Genomic DNA, 17,086 nt, shown 5'->3' with positions numbered 1-17,086 from the left:
GACCGCGTGGAGGTCTGATGGACGAGACACACGCCACCGCCCCCGTCGAAGAGGATCTCCCGGCGGGGAGGCTCGGCATTGACATTCTGGGCCCCGTGACCGGCCGGAGGGGATCGCAGAGGTTCGACCTGGGGGAGCCCAGGCGGCAGGCCGTCCTCTGCGTCCTGGCGATCAATGCCGGACAGGTCGTCACCAAGGAGAAGCTGATCGACGGGGTGTGGGGGGAGCGCCCGCCGAAGACGGCGGAACAGAGCGTCTACACCTACGTCTCCGGGCTGCGCAGGACCCTCGACCCCGACCGGGATCCGCGCAGGCCCTCAGGGGTGCTGGCCTCCGTGTCGGGCGGATACTCCTTGCGGCTGCCCCCCGAGCAGGTCGACGCCCTGGTGTTCGAGGAGTGTCTCGGCCTGGCGCGCAGGGCGCACGCGGACAACGCGTACGAGAAGGCCCTGCGTTTCCTGAACAGGGCCGTGGGACTGTGGCGAGGCACCTGCCTGAGCGGCATTCCCGGGCCGTTCGCCGAGTTCGAGCGAAACAGGCTGAGCGAGCTGCGCCTGACCGCGCTGGAGCTGCACACGGACCTGCTGCTCCTGCTCGGGCGCCCCCAGGAGGCCGCCGCCCGGCTGGTGCTCCTGACCTCGGAACACCCGCTGCGTGAACGGCTCCGCGAGCTGTACATGATCGCGCTCTACCGCTGCGGCCGGCAGGTGGAGGCCCTGGGGGTCTATCAGGAGACCCGGCGCCTGCTCACGGAGGAGTTCGGCCTCCAGCCGCACGAGAGCCTCCGCAGGTGCCACGAGCTGATCCTGCGCGCCGACCCGCTGCTCGACCTGCCCTCGACGGCTCCCGCCGCCCCCGAGCCCCTCGGGAGCTCCGGGACCCCGGCGAACCCCCAGGACTCGGAAAATCACCCGAACCCGGACACGGCCCCGGACACGGACGAGCGGAAACCCGCGAGCTCGCGGCGTCGCACGGCCCCGAGAACGAAGATGGCCCGCCAGTTGCCGCGTGATCCCGTCGGCTTCGTCGGACGTACGGGCGAGCTCGTCCGGCTGAGAGGGCTGCTCTCCCCCTGGGACGGGGGCCCGCCGCACCACGTCGTCGCGATCACCGGAGCGCCCGGATCGGGTAAGTCGACCCTGGCCGTCCGGATCGCGCACATGGTCCGCGACCGTTTTCCCGACGGGCAGCTGTACGTGAACCTGCGCGGGGCGACACCGGGCATGAAGCGGCTCGAACCGGTCGAGGTGCTCGGCAGGTTCCTGCGCGACCTCGGCACGCCCCCGCAGGCCGTCCCCACCGACGTCGACGAGGCCGCCGCCCTGTGGCGCGGCGAGCTCGACGGCCGCGAGATGCTCGTCGTGCTGGACGACGCCGCCGACCTGGCCCAGATCCGTCCGCTGCTGTCGGTGCCGATGGGCAACGCGATCCTGGCGACCAGCCGGGAGAGCTTCACCCTGCTCGACGACTGTGCCCGCGTGCCGATCTCCGGGATGCGGCCGACCGAGTCCTCCGCGATGCTCGCCAAGCTGATCGGGGCCGAGCGGGTGGCCCAGGACACCCGGGCCACGAGGCGCCTGATCGATCTCTGCGGAGGGCTGCCGCTGGCCGTCGGCATCGCGGGGGCCCGGCTGGCGAACCGGCCGCGCTGGAACGTGAACGACCTGGTGAGCCGGCTGGACGACGAGCGCGGGCGGTTGAGGGAACTGGCGGCGGGCGACCTCGCGGTGCGCTCCAGCCTGGCGGTCAGCTACGACATGCTCGCCGGCAGCGACCACCTCCCCGACCGGACGGCCGCCCGCGCGCTGCGCGCGCTCGGCGTGCTGCAGACGGACGACGTCACCGCGCACATCGTCGGCGCCCTGCTGGACGTCCCCGCGGAGACGGCGGAGCAGGCGATGGAACGGCTGGTCGACGCGCACCTCGCGGAGATGGACGAGCCGGGAAGATACCGGCTGCACGACCTGGTGCGGCTCTTCGCCAAGGAGCAGGCCGCGAGCGAGGACACGGAGACCGACCGCGACGCCACGCTGGACCGGGCGCTGAGCTCGTACATCGGGACCACCCGCCTGGCCATAGAGCTGGGCCGCTATCCCCACCCGGTCCTGGTGGACGTCGACCTCGACGCCGCGCCGCTCTCACTGACCTCGTACGACGAGGCCCGCGACTGGCTGCGCCGGGAGCAGGCCAACCTCCTGTCCGCGGCCCTCCAGGCGATGTCCGCCACCCGGGAGCGGACCGCCCGGCTCGGCGTCGCCCTGGTCTTCGCGCTGTTCTGGCACCTCCAGCACGCCGGGCTTCGCGACCAGCTCCTCGCGATCAGCCCGCAGCCTCTCGCGATCGGCCGGCGGCTGAACGACCACAGCATCGAGTCGCACGCGCACTGCTTCGCCGGTGTCGCGCTGAACATCGCCAACCGCCCGGCGGAGGCCGTACCCCACTTCCGGCGTCAGCTGGACCTGTGCCGCCGGCTCTCCGACGCGCACGGGGAGCAGAAGGCGCTGGGCAGTCTCGCCATGAACTACCTCGAACTCGACCGCTACGAGGAGACCGTCGACTGTGCCCGGAAACAGCAGGAGATCGCGAACGCGATCGGGTACAGATCGGGCCAGTCCTACGCGCTCACCATGCTCGGGGCGGGGTACAGCGGCCTGCGCCGGTTCGAGCAGGCGCTGGAGGTGCTGAACGAGGCCCTGACCATGTGCCAGAAGGAGGGCAACCGCTACCAGGAGGCGTCCGTGCACAGCAGGATCGGCACCACCCATCTCGCCATGGGGGACGCCGTGTCGGCCAAGGCCTCCTTCGAGATCGCTCTGGACTGCGCGCGCGCCGAGCGGCTGAGCATCGCCGAACCGTACCTGCTGCTCGACCTGGGCCGCTCCTACCGGCTCCTCGGCGATACGGAACACGCCTCGGCCCACCTGGCGCGCTCCATCGTGCTGGCCAGGGAGGTCGGGAACAAGGAGGTGGAGGAGCAGGCGGCGATCGAGGAGGCGCTCGTGCTGGCCTCCGGCGGGAAGCCCGTCACGCCCCCGAGCCGGACGATGGTTCTCTGAGGGGCGGCTCGCGCACACGACCGGACACACCGGCACCGGGACACCGGGCTCGGGTGGCGGGCACGGGAGCACCGGGGCGCGGCGCCGGGCACAACCGCAAGAGTCGCCAACGGCCACCCCCCGCGTTGCGTCGTGCCTGCCATGTCCTCCCCCGGACCAGGCTGATGTACTGCTGAGATGAGCGGCATCGAAACACGGCGGCAGCGCGGCGTCGGCGAGAGCGTCCTGCGTCCCGACGGGACGCTGAAGGTCACGGGCGAGTTCGCCTACTCCTCCGACCTGTACCTGGCGGACATGATCTGGGGGGTCACCCTCCGCAGCCCGCACCCGTCGGCGTGGATCCGCTCGATCGACGTCGGCCCCGCGCTGGCCATGCCCGGCGTGTACGCGGTCCTCACCCACGAGGACGTGCCGGGCGCGAAGTTCTACGGCCTGGACCACAGGGACCAGCCGGTGCTCGCCGTCGACCAGGTCCGCTACCAGGGCGAGCCGGTCGCCCTGGTCGCGGCCGACCATCCGGAGCGCGCCAGGCGGGCGGCCGAGGCGATCGTCGTGGAGTACGAGGTCCGCGAGGCCGTCACCGACCCGCGCCGGGCCGCCTTCGACGCCTCCTACCCCGCGGTCCACGAGGGCGGGAACGTGGTGCGCCACCAGCCGATCCGGGTCGGCTCGGCGTTCGAGGCCCCCGTGGTCGTCACCGGCGAGTACGAGGTCGGCATGCAGGACCAGGCCTTCCTCGGCCCCGAGTCCGGATTGGCCGTGCCGGCCGAGGACGGCGGGGTGGACCTGTACATCGCCACGCAGTGGCTGCACTCCGACCGGGAGCAGATCGCGCCGTGCCTGGGGCTGCCCGAGGAGAAGGTACGGCTCTCGCTGGCCGGGGTGGGCGGGGCGTTCGGTGCCCGCGAGGACCTGTCCATGCAGGTCCACGCGTGCATGCTGGCCCTTCGCACCGGCCGTCCCGTGAAGATCGTCTACAACCGCGAGGAGTCCTTCTACGGCCACGTCCACCGCCATCCGGCCCGGATGCGCTACGAGCACGGCGCCACCCGCGACGGCAGGCTGCTCTACGTCAGGGCGGAGATCCTGCTGGACGGCGGCGCCTACTGCTCCACCTCTCCCGCCGTGGTCGGCAACGCGGCCTCCCTGGGGGTGGGGCCGTACGAGGTGGACAACGTGTGGATCGACGCCTACGGCGTCTACACCAACAACCCGCCCTGCGGCGCGATGCGCGGCTTCGGCGCGGTCCAGGCCTGCTACGCGTACGAGTCGCAGATGGACAGGCTGGCCGAGGCGTGCGGGATCTCCCCGGTCGAGGTCAGGATCCGCAACGCGGTCTCCCAGGGGTCGGTGCTGGCCACCGGGCAGGTGATCGACTCGCCCGCGCCGCTGGCCGAGATGCTCAGGGAGCTCGCCGCGATGCCGCTGCCCGCCACGCCGGACGCCCGGGACGTCCCGGATCTGCTGGGCATGCCGGGCGGCGTCTCGCAGACCACCCACGGCGAGGGGGTGCGGCGCGGTGTCGGGTACGGCGTCGGCATCAAGAACATCTGCTTCTCCGAGGGCTTCGACGACCACTCGACCGCCAGGGTGCGGGTGGAGCTGATCGGCGGCGAGCCGCACGTCCTGGTGCACACGGCGGCGGCCGAGGTGGGACAGGGCCTGCTGATGGTCCAGGAGCAGATCGCCAGGACCGAGCTGGGGATCGACGCGGTGACCGTCGCGACGGCGGACACGTCGGTCGGCTCCGCGGGCTCCTCGTCGGCCTCCCGCCAGTCGTACGTCACCGGCGGCGCGGTCAAGGCCGCCTGCGAGGCCGTGCGGGAACGGTTGGGGAAGCTGACCGGCGACGGGTCGTCGCTGGTGGAGGCGCTGGAGCGGGCCGGGGCGGTGGAGGAGACGAGGGAGTACCGGCACCGGCCCACCTTCCCCCTGGACCCGGCCACCGGGCAGGGCGACTCGCACACCCAGCTCGCCCTGTGCGTCCACCGGGCCGTGGTGGACGTGGACGTGGAGCTGGGGCTGGTCAAGGTGGTGGAGCTGGCGGCCGTCCAGGACGTGGGACGGATCATGAACCCGCTGGCGCTGGAGGGGCAGATCCACGGCGGCAGCGCGCAGGGACTGGGACTGGCGCTGATGGAGGAGATCCAGGTCCGCGACGGGCTGGTTCTCAACCCGTCGTTCACCGACTACCTGATCCCCACCATCCTCGACATGCCGCCCATGAAGTTGTCGATCATGGAGAATCCCGACCCGAACGCCCCCTACGGCCTGCGCGGCGCGGGCGAGCCTCCCACGCTCTCCTCCACCCCCGCGGTGGCCGCCGCCGTACGGGCCGCGACCGGCCTGCGGCTGCCCCGGGTGCCCATCCGCCCCCACGACATCGCCCTGGACGGCTGACCCCGGTCTCGCGCTGTGTCAGCCGGTGTCAGCCTGTGTCAGCCGGTGCCCTCCAGCTCGCAGGCGACGCCGTCCCCGTCCCCGTCGATGTACCACTCGTACTCCTTGTGGACGCCCTTGGTGTAGGGGCCGTCCCCGTTCTCCCGCGCGGCCTTGCAAGTGGGGTACTTGCGGTCGGTGCCCACGCCGGACGCGGTCCCCGAGGTGTCGCCGGTGGTGTCCGCCTGGCGGTTCGCGTCGGTCCCGGCGGTGTTCGTGCCGGCCGGGTTGGCGGGGTCGCCGGTGGTGGGCGGAGGGGTCACGGGCTGGTTGGCCGGAGGGTTCGCGGGCTGGCTCGCCGGAGAGCTCGCCGGGGGGTTCGAGGGCTGGTTGGCCGGGTCCGGCGGGGTGAAGACCGACGCGCTCGGCTGCGTGCCGCTGGGCTGCGGGACGACGGCCCCGGAGCCGAGCAGCCTGACGACCATCGCGTCCGCCTGCTCCTTGGTGAAGGCACCGGCGATGCTCAGGCTGTCGTCGGTGATCGCCTGGGCGACCCGGGGTGCCGCCACCACCTTGTCCCCCACGACGATCGCGATCTGCTGCCTGACCGGGTCGTCCTCGTTGAGCACCTCCGCGGTCAGGTCGTTGATCTGCTCGCGGAAGGCGGGCGCGAACGCGATCCTGACCGAGTAGGCGCCGCTCTTCTCCTGGATCGCCTCGATCTTCCGTACGGCGTTCACGTTGACCCCGGCGTCGATCGAGTAACAGGTCTGCCCGAGGTCGTCGGGATAGGTGTCCGGGACCGTGCAGGCTCCGGGCTTCGCCTCGGTCACCGGGGCGAAGTGGAGGGGGATCGCCAGCCTCTTGGGCGGCGTGGCGCCGAGCGGCATGTCGGGATTTCGGGTCATGAGCACCGCGATGGTGCCGAGCACACCGGTGATCAACACGACGATGACCAGGACGGACACCAGGATCGCGGTGGTGACCCGGCTCGCCCTGGGCTCCCCCGGCGCCCCGTCCGGCGACTCCCCGGCCCGCCGCTCGCCGGTCCCGGGAGCGCCGGGCACGCCCGCTCCCGGTGCCCCCGGTGCGACCGGTGCGACCGGTGCCCCTGGTACGTCCGCCCCCGGTACGCCTGGGACTCCGGGTATGCCCGCCCCCGGCTCGCCGGGCACCTGACCGGTGGCCCGCCCCTCGGGGAGGGCCAGGGTGTCGAGCTCGGGGTCGCCCGGGACCGCGGGAACCGGCCCCCCCGGACCGTGGCCGCCCAGATCATGGCTGCCCAGATCATGGCCGCCCGGATCGCCGGGGCCCGGCCCGCCGAAAGCGGCATCCCCGAAAGCCGGATCGCCGAACCTCGTACCGCCGGGGCCCAGGTCGTCGAAGCCGGGATCGCCGGGCCTCGCGCCACCGGCGCCGAAGGCATCGAAGCCAAAACTTCCGGTGCCGAAAGCATCGAAGCCGGAAGCACCGGGCCCGGCCCCGCGCCCGCCGAAGGCGTCGAAGCCGGAACCGCCATGATCGGGAACGGGCCTCCCGAAGGCGTCGAAGCCGGAAGCACCGGACCCAGGAACGGAACCGGGACCGGAACGAGGAGCGGGACCGGAACCGCCGAAGGCGTCGAAGGTGGAGCCACCGGAACCTGGACCGGGACCGCCGAAACCCCCGTCGCCGCGACCCGGTTCGCCGAGGTCACCGGGGCCGGCGGACCCCTCGGAGGGGGCGTCGCCCGGCCTTCCCGCGTCGCGGGCGTGGCGGCCGGGCGAGGCGCCAGGGCGGCCGGGCGGGGTGAAGGCGTCGTAGGAGCCGGACGAGGACCACGGCTCCCCAGAGGGGTCGTCAGGCCCGGCTGGAGGTCCCTGCGGTACGGGCGGCCCACCCTGCCCCGCGTGCATCCCCATCGTCATATCCCCGTATTCCTCGCACCTGTTCGCGGCGAGCCTACCGATCGGCGCGGGGAGCCGGTAACCCCGCACGTCACACCATCTCCCGGGAGACCGAGCGTCGACGGCCGCTGACGGAATGTCATCGACTCCGACCCCATTCCTGCCACTCTGCGCGTGACTGCTCCCTTTCGGGGAACGCACAGTGAAGAAGAGGACACGCGCCCACCCTTGGAGGAGCCGTGAAGATCTCCGTTCCCCGTGAGGTCAAGAACCACGAGTACCGCGTGGCCCTGACCCCCGCCGGGGCCCACGAGTTCGTCCGGCACGGCCATGAGGTCTTCGTCGAGAAAGACGCCGGGACGGGGTCTTCCATTCCCGACACCGACTTCCAGAGCACCGGTGCGACCATCCTCGACACGGCCGACGAGGTGTGGGCCGCGGGCGAGCTGGTCCTGAAGGTCAAGGAGCCGGTCGCCGAGGAGTACCACCGGATGCGCGAGGGCCAGGTGCTCTTCACCTACCTGCATCTGGCCGCCTCCCCCGCGTGCACCCGCGCCCTGCTCGACGCCGGGGTCACCGGCATCGCCTACGAGACCGTGCAGAACGCCAACGGCTTCCTGCCCCTGCTGGCTCCCATGTCGGAGGTGGCCGGGCGGCTCGCCCCCCAGGTGGGGGCCTACCACCTGATGCGCCAGGGCGGCGGGCGCGGCGTGCTGATGGGCGGGGTGTCCGGCGTGCACGCGGCCAGCGTGGTCGTGATCGGCGCCGGGGTCTCCGGCATGAACGCCGCGGTCATCGCGCTCGGCATGCAGGCCGAGGTGCTGCTGCTGGACCGCGACATCGACAGGCTCCGCCAGGCGGACGTGATCTACAAGGGCCACTGCAAGACCATCGCCTCCACCACGTACGAGATCGAGCGGGCGGTGCTCAACGCCGACCTGGTCATCGGCGCGGTGCTCATACCGGGCGCGAGGGCTCCCAAGCTGGTCGACAACCAGCTGGTCTCGCGGATGAGGCCGGGGTCGGTCCTGGTGGACATCTCCATCGACCAGGGCGGCTGCTTCGAGGACTCCCGGCCCACCACCCACGCCGACCCGACGTACCGGGTGCACAACTCGGTGTTCTACTGCGTGGCCAACATGCCGGGCGCGGTGCCGCACACCTCGACGTACGCGCTGACCAACGTGACCGTCCCCTACGCCCTCTCGATCGCCCACCTGGGCTGGCGGGAGGCCCTGCGGAGCGACCCGGCGCTGGCGCTGGGCCTGAACACGCACGAGGGGCACCTGACCAACCGGCCCGTGGCCGAGGCTCACGGGCTGGAGGCGGTGCCCCTGGAACGGGTCCTGCGGGCCTAGCCGCCGGGACGCCTCGTCGGGACGGCGTCACCGGCGTCGGACACCGGCCGGATCAGGCGATCAGGGAGCCGGGGTGCCGCTGGGAGCCGGGGCGTCGGTGGCCGGGGCGTCCGTGGCGGGAGCGTCCGTGGCCGGGGCGTCGCTGGGAGCCGACGACGGGTTCTGGCTGGGCGCGACGTCCGGGATGGGCGCCTCGGCGGTGGTGGTGCCCACGCCGCCGCTGCAGGACGCGCCGAGCTCGGGGGTGTCCGGGCCGTTCTTGTACTTCTGGATGAACTTGGGCAGACGCCCGTCGGTCGCGCTGTCCAGCTTGAGCTGGTGGTTCCAGGAGCTGGCCACGACCTTGGAGGGCAGGCCCGGGTACGGGCTCAGGAGCATGTAGTCCTTGGAGGCCAGTTCCCTGAGCGTGTCCACCTCCGCCTTGGGGAGGTCCGGCTGGTAGGTGATCCACACGGCGCCGTGCTCCATGGCGTGGACGGCGTTCTCGTTGTTGATCGGCTGATCGTAGACGCCGCAGTTCTGCCAGGCCGGGTTGTGCTCACCGCCCATCGGCGGGGTCTCCTTGTAGGCCACCTTGGTCTGGGTGTGCTGACTGCCCGCGTACTTCGCGGTGGCCACGTTGTCGAGCGAGTTCGTGGCGCGCTCGTTGACCATGTAGAAGGCGACGACCGCGACGAGCAGAACGACGACGGCACCTCCGGCACCCCACATCAGGAACGCGGCTCTGCGCTCCTTGCGCTTCTGCTCCTCACGCATACGGGTGAGGTGCTCACGCCTCGCCTGCGCCTTTTCCTTGGTCATCAACCCTCCAGCAACAAACAGCGTCGGGTCACCCTATGCCCTACCGGCGTATGTGGAGAATAAGGGGATGACAACGGCTGATACAGCGACGATTCACGACAGTGGGTACTCTGGGCAGGTAATGGAGACCTCCGGTAAAGACGGCATGAGGCCCAGGCGTGGCGTGGCGGTCGGCGTGCTGCTCGGATGCCTGGTCGCGGCGGTCGCGTTGCTGCTGGTGGTGGGGAGGACGGCCACCCCGACCGACGCCTCGCCGGAGGCGGGCTTCGCCCGCGACATGTCCGTTCATCACGCCCAGGCCGTCGAGATGTCCTTCATCGCCAGGGACGGGAGCGAGGACGACGCGCTCCGGCGGCTGGCCTACGACATCATCGTCACGCAGACGGCCCAGCGCGGCATGTTCACGGGCTGGCTGCAGCAGTGGGGTCTCAACCAGTCGAGCGATCGCCCCACCATGGCCTGGATGTCCGGCCACGGCGGCGGCGGTCACGCTGTAACACCGGACGCGCCCGCCGCGATGCCCGGTATGGCAAGTGAGGACGAGCTCAAAAAGCTCCGCGAGGCCACAGGCAAGGACCAGGAGATCCTCTTCCTGCAGCTCATGATCCGCCATCACGAGGGCGGCGTGCAGATGGGCAGGGGTCTGCTGAAACTGTCCGACCGCGAAGAGGTGGCCACCATGGCACAGCACATCGTCGACGGTCAGACTGGCGAGATCGAGTTGATGACCGACATGTTGCGGCAGCGCGGCGCCCAGCGGCTGCCTTCAATCCTTTAATAGCGTCGGCGCGTCCCTGTGTGGCCGGTTTCCGGTCAGGGCAGCATGGAGCCAACCTGGCCGGAGGAAAGAGAATGGTGAACGACGAGCCGGAGAACCGCCTGGAGGTGAGCATCTCCGCCGAGGTGGAAATGGGGCAATACGCCAACTTCGCCTCCGTTTGGCATACCCAGGATGGTTTTGTCCTGGATTTCGCGGTGATCACCAGGCCGCCCCAGCTGGCCAACGACCCCTCCTCCGGGCAGCACTTCGTGAGCGTGCCGACCCGGATCGTCAGCCGGATCCGCATTCCCCCGAGCCAGGTCTTCGAGCTGATGAAGGCCCTCGAACAGCAGCTGACCGCGTACGAGCACGAGACGGGTCACAAGAACTGAGGCGGGGCCCGGCGCGCCCTCACGCCTTCACGACGGGCCCCGCGCAGGGGTTCCCGGCGAGCCTCACGGCAGGCCGATGGCCTCCCGCGCCTCGGCCAGCAGCCCGGCGGTGCGCTCGGCGGCCAGTGCCGCCCCGGCCTCCAGGAGCCGAGACAGTTCGGCCTGGTCGGCCGACAGCTCGGCGTGGCGCTCCTGGACGGGCCGCAGCGTCTCCACCACCGCCTCCGCCGTGTCCCGTTTGAGCGCGCCGTACGACCCGTACGAGAGCGACTCGACCGGCCGGTCCGAGCAGGCCGCGAGCACGGCGAGCAGGTTGGAGACGCCGGGCTTGCCCGCCGGGTCGTAGGCGACCTCGGTGCCGGAGTCGGTCACCGCGCGCATGACCTTGCGCCGGAGGTCGGCGGGCGGGTCGAGCAGATAGATCGTCCCGGCGGGCGAGCCGTCCGACTTGCCCATCTTGGAGGTGGGCGCGCTCAGGTCCATCACCCGGGCGGCGACCCGCGGGCGCACGGCCTCGGGCACGGTGAAGACCTCGCCGTACAGCCGGTTGAACCGCAGGGCGAGGTCCCTGGTCAGCTCCACGTGCTGGCGCTGGTCCTCCCCCACGGGCACGACGTCCACCCGGTGCAGCAGGATGTCGGCGGCCATCAGCGCGGGGTAGGTGAGCAGCGAGAGCCGCACCTCCTCCCGCCCGGCCGACTTCTCCCTGAACTGGATCATGCGTCGCATCTCGCCGAAGTGGGCCGTGCTCTCCAGCAGGTAGGCCAGCCCGGTGTGCGCGGGCACCCGCGACTGGACGTACACGAGAGAGCGGTCCAGGCCGCAGGCGAGCAGCAGGGTCGCGGCCTCGCGGGTGCGGGCGCGCAACAGCTCCGGGTCGTGTCTGATCGTCAGGGCGTGCAGGTCCGCGACGGCGTAGACGCAGTCGGCCTCGTCCTGGAGGCGCACGGCGGGCATGATCGCGCCGAGGAGGTTGCCCAGCGTGAGGCGGCCGGTCGGTTTGAACGCGGAGAAGGCGCGCTTTGTCATGGTCACTCCTGGTGAGAAGAGGACCGCCGCCCGCCGGTCGTACCGGGAACGCCCCCGGAACGCGCCGGAAAAGCGAAAACGACCGCCGGTGAACGGCGGCCGTTTGGTGCGCAGTCGGGACTGGCTAGCGGATCCGCCTCTCGGCGGCCCGCCACAGACCCGGACCGTGCTTGCTCATGCCGGTGAGTGTAACTCCTGCGCCACGGCGGCGGCAAAGGCGTCCACGTCGGCCTCGGTGGTGTCGAACGCGGTCATCCAGCGGACCTCGCCGGTGGCCTCGTTCCAGGTGTAGAAGCGGAAGCGCTTCTGCAGGCGCTCGGTGGCGTCCTTGGGCAGGACCGCGAAGACCGCGTTGGCCTGCACCGGGCGCGGGATCTCCACCCCGGGCACGTCCCGCACGGCGTCGGCGAGCCGCCGGGCCATCGCGTTGGCGTTGCGGGCGTTGCGCAGCCACAGGTCGCCCGCGAGCAGCGCCTCGAACTGCACCGAGACGAACCGCATCTTGGAGGCGAGCTGCATGGCGCTCTTGCGCAGGTAGCGCAGGCCGCGCACCGCGTCGGGGTTGAGCACCACGACGGCCTCGCCGAACATCAGGCCGGCCTTGGTGCCGCCGAAGGACAGCACGTCCACGCCCACGTCGGTGGTGAACGCGCGCAGCGGCACGTCCAGCGCGGCGGCGGCGTTGGTCGCGCGGGCGCCGTCGAGGTGGACGACCATGCCGAGCTCGTGGGCGTGGTCGCAGATCGCCCGGATCTCCTCCGGCGTGTAGAGCGTGCCCAGCTCGGTGGTCTGGGTGATCGACACGACCTTGGGCTGTGCCCGGTGCTCGTCGCCGAAGCCCCACGCCTGCCTGTCGATCAGCTCGGGCGTGAGCTTGCCGTCCGGGGTGGCGACCGGCAGCAGCTTGAGCCCGGCCGACCGCTCGGGGGCGCCGCCCTCGTCGGTGTGGATGTGCGCCGACTCCGCGCAGACCACCGCCTCCCAGTGGGCGGTCATCGAGCGGAGCGCGACCACGTTGGCACCGGTGCCGTTGAACATCGGCCACGCCTGCGCGGCGGGGCCGAAGTGCCTCCTGAAGACCTCCTGGAGCGCTTCGGTGTAGACGTCGTCGCCGTACGAGGTCTGGTGGCCCCCGTTGGCGAGCGCGATCGCCTGGAGGATCTCCGGGTGGACCCCGGCGTAGTTGTCGCTGGCGAAGCCCTTCACCAGCGGGTCGTGCCTGCGGATGGCGTCCGTCACGCGGTCTTCCCCCCTGCCTTCTCGTCGGCGGTGAGGTCGATCCGGGTGCCGTTGGCGTCGGTGCTCCACAGGCCGGCGATCGCCTCGGCGAGGTCGTCGACGTCGGTGAAGCCCGGGAACGTCCGCTCGGGGCTCGCCGCGCGCATGTCCGCGTGCACGAGCGCCTTGACGACCAGGATGTTCGCGGTGGAGGAGGTGCCCTCCAGGGCGTCGGCGAAGGCCAGGGTCCACGCCTCGGAGGCGGCCTTGGCGGTGCCGTACGCCGCGTTGCCCTGGGTGGGGCGCTCGGCCGCCTTCGCGGAGACGATGGCGAACCGGCCGCGCTCGCTCGCCTTGAGCAGCGGCTCGAAGGCGAGCGTGACGTGCTGGAGGGTACGGACCAGCAGGTCGTGCAGGAGCGCCCAGTCGTCCAGCGACGTCTCGGCGAAGGTCTTGGACCCGCGCCAGCCGCCGACCAGGTGCACGATCCCGTCCACCCTGCCGTGCTCGGCCCGCACGTCCTCCGCGAGCCTCGCGACCGCGCCGGGGTCGAGCAGGTCGACCGCGAGGGACCCCTCGGCGCCGCTCTTGTCGACGCCGATCACCGTGTGGCCCTCGCCGGTGAACCTGCGGACGACGGCCCGGCCCGCGGGACCGCCCGCGCCGGTGACAAGAATGATCATGCTCGGATGCCCTTCGTGGAGTCGACGACGTCGCCGAGCTTACGGCGCAGGGCCTCGTAGAACATGCTCAGGGGGAACTCGTCGGGCAGCACCGCGTCCACGACCGCCTTGGGGAATCCCTCCACGGGCAGGGCACCGACCCCCTTGGCCCAGACCGAGGCGGGGTTCGGCTCCACATAGGCGGCGACCAGCTGGTGGGCGGCGAGCCAGTGGGCGAGCTTGGAGCGGTCGATGCCGTCCCGGTAGAGCTTCTCGACCTCGCCCCGCAGGTCCGCGACACCCCCGGCGAGCCGGTCCCAGTCGACGCTCAGCCGGTTGTCGGTCCACCGGACGACGTCGTTGCGGTGCAGGTACGAGAAGAGCAGCTGCCCGCCCAGGCCGTCGTAGTTGCGGACCCGGTCACCGGTGATCGGGAAGCGGAACAGCCGGTCGAACAGGATCGCCAGCTGGACGTAGCGGGCGTGCGGCACGCCCTCCTTCTCCAGCTTCACGGCCTCGCCGAACGCGGTCAGGTCGCAGCGCAGCTCCTCCAGGGAGTAGAGCCAGTACGGCATCCGCTGCTTGATCATGAACGGGTCGAACGGCAGGTCGCCGTGGCTGTGGGTGCGGTCGTGGATCAGGTCCCAGAGCACGAAGGTGTCCTGGGCCAGCTCCTGCGACGCGATCAGCCTGGCCGCGTCCGGCGGCAGCGCGAGCTTCAGCGTGGCCGCGGCGGCCCCGCTCACCGCCCGGAACCTCGCGGCCTCCCGGTCGGCGAAGATCCCGCCCCAGGTGAAGCGGGCCGGGGTCTCGCGGACCGCGACGGTCTCGGGGAAGAGCACCGCGGAGTTGGTGTCGTAGCCGGAGGTGAAGTCCTCGAAGGCGATCGGCACGAACATCGGGTTGTCGTAGCCGCCCCGCTCCAGCTCGGCGAGCCACTCGGGCCAGATCGTCCGGATCCACACGGCCTCGATGTGCCGGAAGGTGGTGCCGTTCTGGGTGTACATCGGGAAGACGACCAGGTGCTCCAGCCCGTCCACCCGCTGGGTGTCGGGGTGGAAGGCGTCGAGCGCGTCGAGGAAGTCGGGGACGCCCAGGCCCTGGCCGGCCCACCTGCGAAGGTCGGCGACGACGGCGGCCAGGTAGGCGGCGTCGTGCGGGAAGCGCGGCGCGAGCCGCTCGACGTGCCCGGCGATCGCGGAGACCAGCTCGGCGGCCCGCGGCTTGTCGCCCTCCTCGGGGACCGAGCCGTCCTTGACCTGCAGCGGCTTGAGGGCCTCGACGGCGTCCTTGAGCTTCCGGAACTCGGCGTGGGTCTCGGAGTCCCCGGTGCCTCTGGTGGCCCCCTGCGCGGGAACGCGGGCGGCCCAGGTGACGAGGTTGCCCCAGAGCGCGGCGTGGTCGTAGTCGCCGATCGAGTCGTCACCGAACAGGTCGGAGTCGGCGACCACCACGACGCGGCCCTCGCCGTGCCGTACGGCCACGGCCAGCGGGCGGTTCGCGGGGGTCGCGGTGGGCGAGGTGGCGAACAGGACGGCCGCGTGATCGGGGGCGGTGAGCACGCCGGACCGGTAGAAGCAGGCGCGACGGGCCCCGGCGAGCAGGTCCTGCCCGTTCTCCGGGGCGTTCTGGGGGGTGCCCAGGACCCAGGAGGCCACGCCGTTGTGGGCGCTCCCGGGGTCCCGGACGAGGGTGTGCTCGACGCCCACGCCGAAGCGCGCGAGCAGCTCGGTGAGGTTGCTGCCGTACTTGTCCTGCTCGTACTCGGCCATCACGACCAGGCCGCCGCCGTCGCGGACGTACTCCTCGATCGCGTCGAGCTCCTCGACGGGCAGGACCGGGCTGCCCAGCCCGGTGGTGTGCTCCCAGCGATCAGCGGAGGGATGCGCGATCACCAGCACGTCCCGCGCGCTCAGCAGCCCCGGGGTGAGCGGCCCCTCGACGTGCGCGTCCACGGAGTGCCCCAGCCCGCGCAACAACCCGGCCGCGCGGGCGTAGCTGCTGTCGTCGGGATGGCCGGGATTCATCGTCTCGGCGACCTCCCGCCGGATGGTCCACGACTCGCTGTGTGCCTCGTCGAACAGTACGCGGGGGAACGCCGTCACGATAAATCCTCCTTCAGATGCGAGTGGTTAACGGAAAATATACACAACCTATGCCCGTTTTGACGCATCCCTTACGGGCCGGAGTGGGTAAAAGATGGAGGCCGCGCGGGCGGGGGCGGGCCGCGGGAAGGGGCAGGCGTCGGGCTGGTCGAGCGCAGCGATGACGGTGTCGATGGCCTCGGCGCTCAGACGCCCGGCGAGGAGGCGGCGGAACTCAGGTTCACCGAGGGCCTCGCGCCGCTGTTCAAGCCAGTGCAGGTCGACAACGGGTGAGTGCCGAGAGTGTCGCAGACAGGGAACAGGCTCCCGCCCCCGGGGGCCGAAGCCTGCTCGTACTGCGGATCGTCGTGGAACTAGACGGTGTCGTCGGCGCGGACCCAGCGGGTGAACGCCGCCCACTCCCCCGGGGTGAACACCAGCGCCGGACCCGAACGGTCCTTGCTGTCGCGGACACCGACCCGACCACCGGACAGCCTCGCGACCTCCACGCATTCGCCACCGTTACCGCCGGAGAGCGACGACTTCACCCACGTGGCCTCGCTCAGCTCTTGGTCCATCGTTCCCTCATCTCTTCGATCAGTTCCAGCGACGCTCGCCGCGGGAGGGCCTCTGCCTTGATCGCCTCGTACTTGGTCATGATGTCCGCCACGTCATCAGGGCGATCAGAAATCTGCCCATAACCGGCAGACTCCACATAAACACTATTGGCGACACCTCGGGTCTGCGCAATGAAAAACCCGCCCAGAAGACCCACGGTGTTTCCCGTTTCCGAGGGAACGATTTGGATGGCGACAGAAGGCCGCCGTCCCATCTCAAGCAGGTGGTCGAGCTGTCCTGCCATGATCGATGCGCTGCCGACTCGGCGCTTCAGCACCCCTTCGTCGAGAACCACCCACAGCATGGGTGGATTTTCCCGCTCCATGATGAGTTGACGCTCCAGCCGGGCCGCCACGTTTCTCTCCACGCTGTCCACTGGGGCACGAGGCTCATCAGTGAAGAGCACCCGCGCGTATTCGGCTGTCTGAAGCAGACCCGGCATGATGAGCGGTTGCCAGGTCCGCAGGGTCTCTGCGGCCTGTTCTATCTCGGCCCAGGGGCGGAACCAGGCCGGTAGCTGGGCAGCGACGTTGTCGATCATCTCCTTGATCCGGATGAGCGCCCCCTCCGCGCCGAGGGCCTCGTCGCCTCGCCTGACGAAGTCCTCCGTCGGCGACCGGCGACCGGTCTCGACCATGGAGACCGTGCCCAGGGAGTATCCGATGAGTTTGGCGAGTTTCTCCTGGGACAGACCGGCCTCCTGGCGGTATCGGCGGAGCTCGAAGCCGAAGAAGGCGACCGGTGACGTGCTGGGATCGAGCACCTTGGCCTGCGGCATGGGACATCACCTCGGTTTCATCGACGGTTTCAGCCGAACCGTTGAATACGAACCGCATCCGTTCG

13 protein-coding genes are annotated in these 17,086 nt (G+C 71.0%); 5 read left to right on the top strand and 8 right to left on the bottom strand.

The genetic code is table 11. From position 1 onward, the window contains the following. The first annotated feature begins 17 nt into the window (after window positions 1-17). Both AC5L38_RS05305 and AC5L38_RS05300 read left to right on the top strand, forming a co-directional pair. Window positions 18-3,056: an AfsR/SARP family transcriptional regulator gene (locus AC5L38_RS05305; protein WP_495241625.1), complete on the top strand. Its 3,039-nt coding sequence runs from the start codon at window positions 18-20 to the stop codon at window positions 3,054-3,056. Window positions 3,057-3,233: 177 nt separating this feature from the next. Continuing rightward, complete coding sequence (locus AC5L38_RS05300) at window positions 3,234-5,456, top strand: xanthine dehydrogenase family protein molybdopterin-binding subunit (protein ID WP_495241624.1); 2,223 nt, start codon at window positions 3,234-3,236, stop codon at window positions 5,454-5,456. Window positions 5,457-5,494: 38 nt separating this feature from the next. Here the strand turns inward: AC5L38_RS05300 and AC5L38_RS05295 are convergent, their stop codons facing one another. Continuing rightward, window positions 5,495-6,502 (bottom strand): excalibur calcium-binding domain-containing protein, encoded by a 1,008-nt coding sequence (locus AC5L38_RS05295; RefSeq protein ID WP_495241623.1) that lies wholly within the window; start codon window positions 6,500-6,502, stop codon window positions 5,495-5,497. Between the two features lie 1,058 nt (window positions 6,503-7,560). On the opposite strand from AC5L38_RS05295, the gene ald reads away from it, so the two are divergent. Next, entirely contained in the window at window positions 7,561-8,679 is a 1,119-nt protein-coding gene (gene ald, locus AC5L38_RS05290; RefSeq protein WP_495241622.1) for an alanine dehydrogenase, read from the top strand. Between the two features lie 60 nt (window positions 8,680-8,739). Here the strand turns inward: ald and AC5L38_RS05285 are convergent, their stop codons facing one another. After that, window positions 8,740-9,480, bottom strand: a complete 741-nt coding sequence (locus AC5L38_RS05285) for a thioredoxin-like domain-containing protein (protein WP_495241621.1) — start codon at window positions 9,478-9,480, stop codon at window positions 8,740-8,742. 145 nt (window positions 9,481-9,625) lie between these two features. On the opposite strand from AC5L38_RS05285, the gene AC5L38_RS05280 reads away from it, so the two are divergent. Beyond that, entirely contained in the window at window positions 9,626-10,258 is a 633-nt protein-coding gene (locus tag AC5L38_RS05280) for a DUF305 domain-containing protein (protein WP_495241620.1), read from the top strand. A 74-nt stretch (window positions 10,259-10,332) separates the two neighbouring features. After that, a complete protein-coding gene (locus tag AC5L38_RS05275; protein WP_329092600.1) occupies window positions 10,333-10,632 on the top strand; it encodes a DUF3467 domain-containing protein in 300 nt (99 codons plus the stop codon). Window positions 10,633-10,695: 63 nt separating this feature from the next. On the opposite strand, the gene trpS is transcribed toward AC5L38_RS05275, so the two are convergent. The 6 genes from trpS to AC5L38_RS05245 all read right to left on the bottom strand — a co-directional run bounded on the left by trpS (window position 10,696) and on the right by AC5L38_RS05245 (window position 17,021). Next, a complete protein-coding gene (gene trpS, locus AC5L38_RS05270; RefSeq protein WP_495241619.1) occupies window positions 10,696-11,661 on the bottom strand; it encodes a tryptophan--tRNA ligase in 966 nt (321 codons plus the stop codon). Between the two features lie 174 nt (window positions 11,662-11,835). After that, complete coding sequence (locus AC5L38_RS05265) at window positions 11,836-12,900, bottom strand: threonine aldolase family protein (RefSeq protein WP_495241618.1); 1,065 nt, start codon at window positions 12,898-12,900, stop codon at window positions 11,836-11,838. Beyond that, on the bottom strand, window positions 12,897-13,562 hold the full coding sequence (locus AC5L38_RS05260) for an SDR family NAD(P)-dependent oxidoreductase (RefSeq protein ID WP_495241617.1): 666 nt from the start codon (window positions 13,560-13,562) through the stop codon (window positions 12,897-12,899). Before AC5L38_RS05260 ends, AC5L38_RS05265 begins: the two co-directional genes overlap by 4 nt. Further along, on the bottom strand, window positions 13,559-15,646 hold the full coding sequence (locus AC5L38_RS05255; RefSeq protein ID WP_495241616.1) for a DUF6421 family protein: 2,088 nt from the start codon (window positions 15,644-15,646) through the stop codon (window positions 13,559-13,561). Before AC5L38_RS05255 ends, AC5L38_RS05260 begins: the two co-directional genes overlap by 4 nt. A 353-nt stretch (window positions 15,647-15,999) precedes the next feature. Then, window positions 16,000-16,203, bottom strand: coding sequence for a DUF397 domain-containing protein (locus AC5L38_RS05250; protein WP_495241615.1), 204 nt, complete (start codon window positions 16,201-16,203; stop codon window positions 16,000-16,002). After that, window positions 16,188-17,021: a helix-turn-helix domain-containing protein gene (locus tag AC5L38_RS05245; RefSeq protein WP_495241614.1), complete on the bottom strand. Its 834-nt coding sequence runs from the start codon at window positions 17,019-17,021 to the stop codon at window positions 16,188-16,190. Before AC5L38_RS05245 ends, AC5L38_RS05250 begins: the two co-directional genes overlap by 16 nt. Window positions 17,022-17,086 lie beyond the last annotated feature (65 nt).

The organism is Streptosporangium nanhuense, from assembly GCF_059358815.1.
The sequence above is the reverse complement of the archived record's forward strand: the minus strand, read 5'-3'. Positions and strand labels throughout refer to the sequence as shown.

Bases quoted from the DNA above. Each gene is read 5' to 3' on its own strand.
- AC5L38_RS05305 (WP_495241625.1), top strand. From the start codon at position 18: ATGGACGAGACACACGCCACCGCCCCCGTCGAAGAGGATCTCCCGGCG.
- AC5L38_RS05300 (WP_495241624.1), top strand. From the start codon at position 3,234: ATGAGCGGCATCGAAACACGGCGGCAGCGCGGCGTCGGCGAGAGCGTC.
- AC5L38_RS05285 (WP_495241621.1), bottom strand. From the start codon at position 9,480: ATGACCAAGGAAAAGGCGCAGGCGAGGCGTGAGCACCTCACCCGTATG.
- AC5L38_RS05280 (WP_495241620.1), top strand. From the start codon at position 9,626: ATGAGGCCCAGGCGTGGCGTGGCGGTCGGCGTGCTGCTCGGATGCCTG.
- AC5L38_RS05275 (WP_329092600.1), top strand. From the start codon at position 10,333: ATGGTGAACGACGAGCCGGAGAACCGCCTGGAGGTGAGCATCTCCGCC.
- trpS (WP_495241619.1), bottom strand. From the start codon at position 11,661: ATGACAAAGCGCGCCTTCTCCGCGTTCAAACCGACCGGCCGCCTCACG.
- AC5L38_RS05260 (WP_495241617.1), bottom strand. From the start codon at position 13,562: ATGATCATTCTTGTCACCGGCGCGGGCGGTCCCGCGGGCCGGGCCGTC.
- AC5L38_RS05250 (WP_495241615.1), bottom strand. From the start codon at position 16,203: ATGGACCAAGAGCTGAGCGAGGCCACGTGGGTGAAGTCGTCGCTCTCC.
- AC5L38_RS05245 (WP_495241614.1), bottom strand. From the start codon at position 17,021: ATGCCGCAGGCCAAGGTGCTCGATCCCAGCACGTCACCGGTCGCCTTC.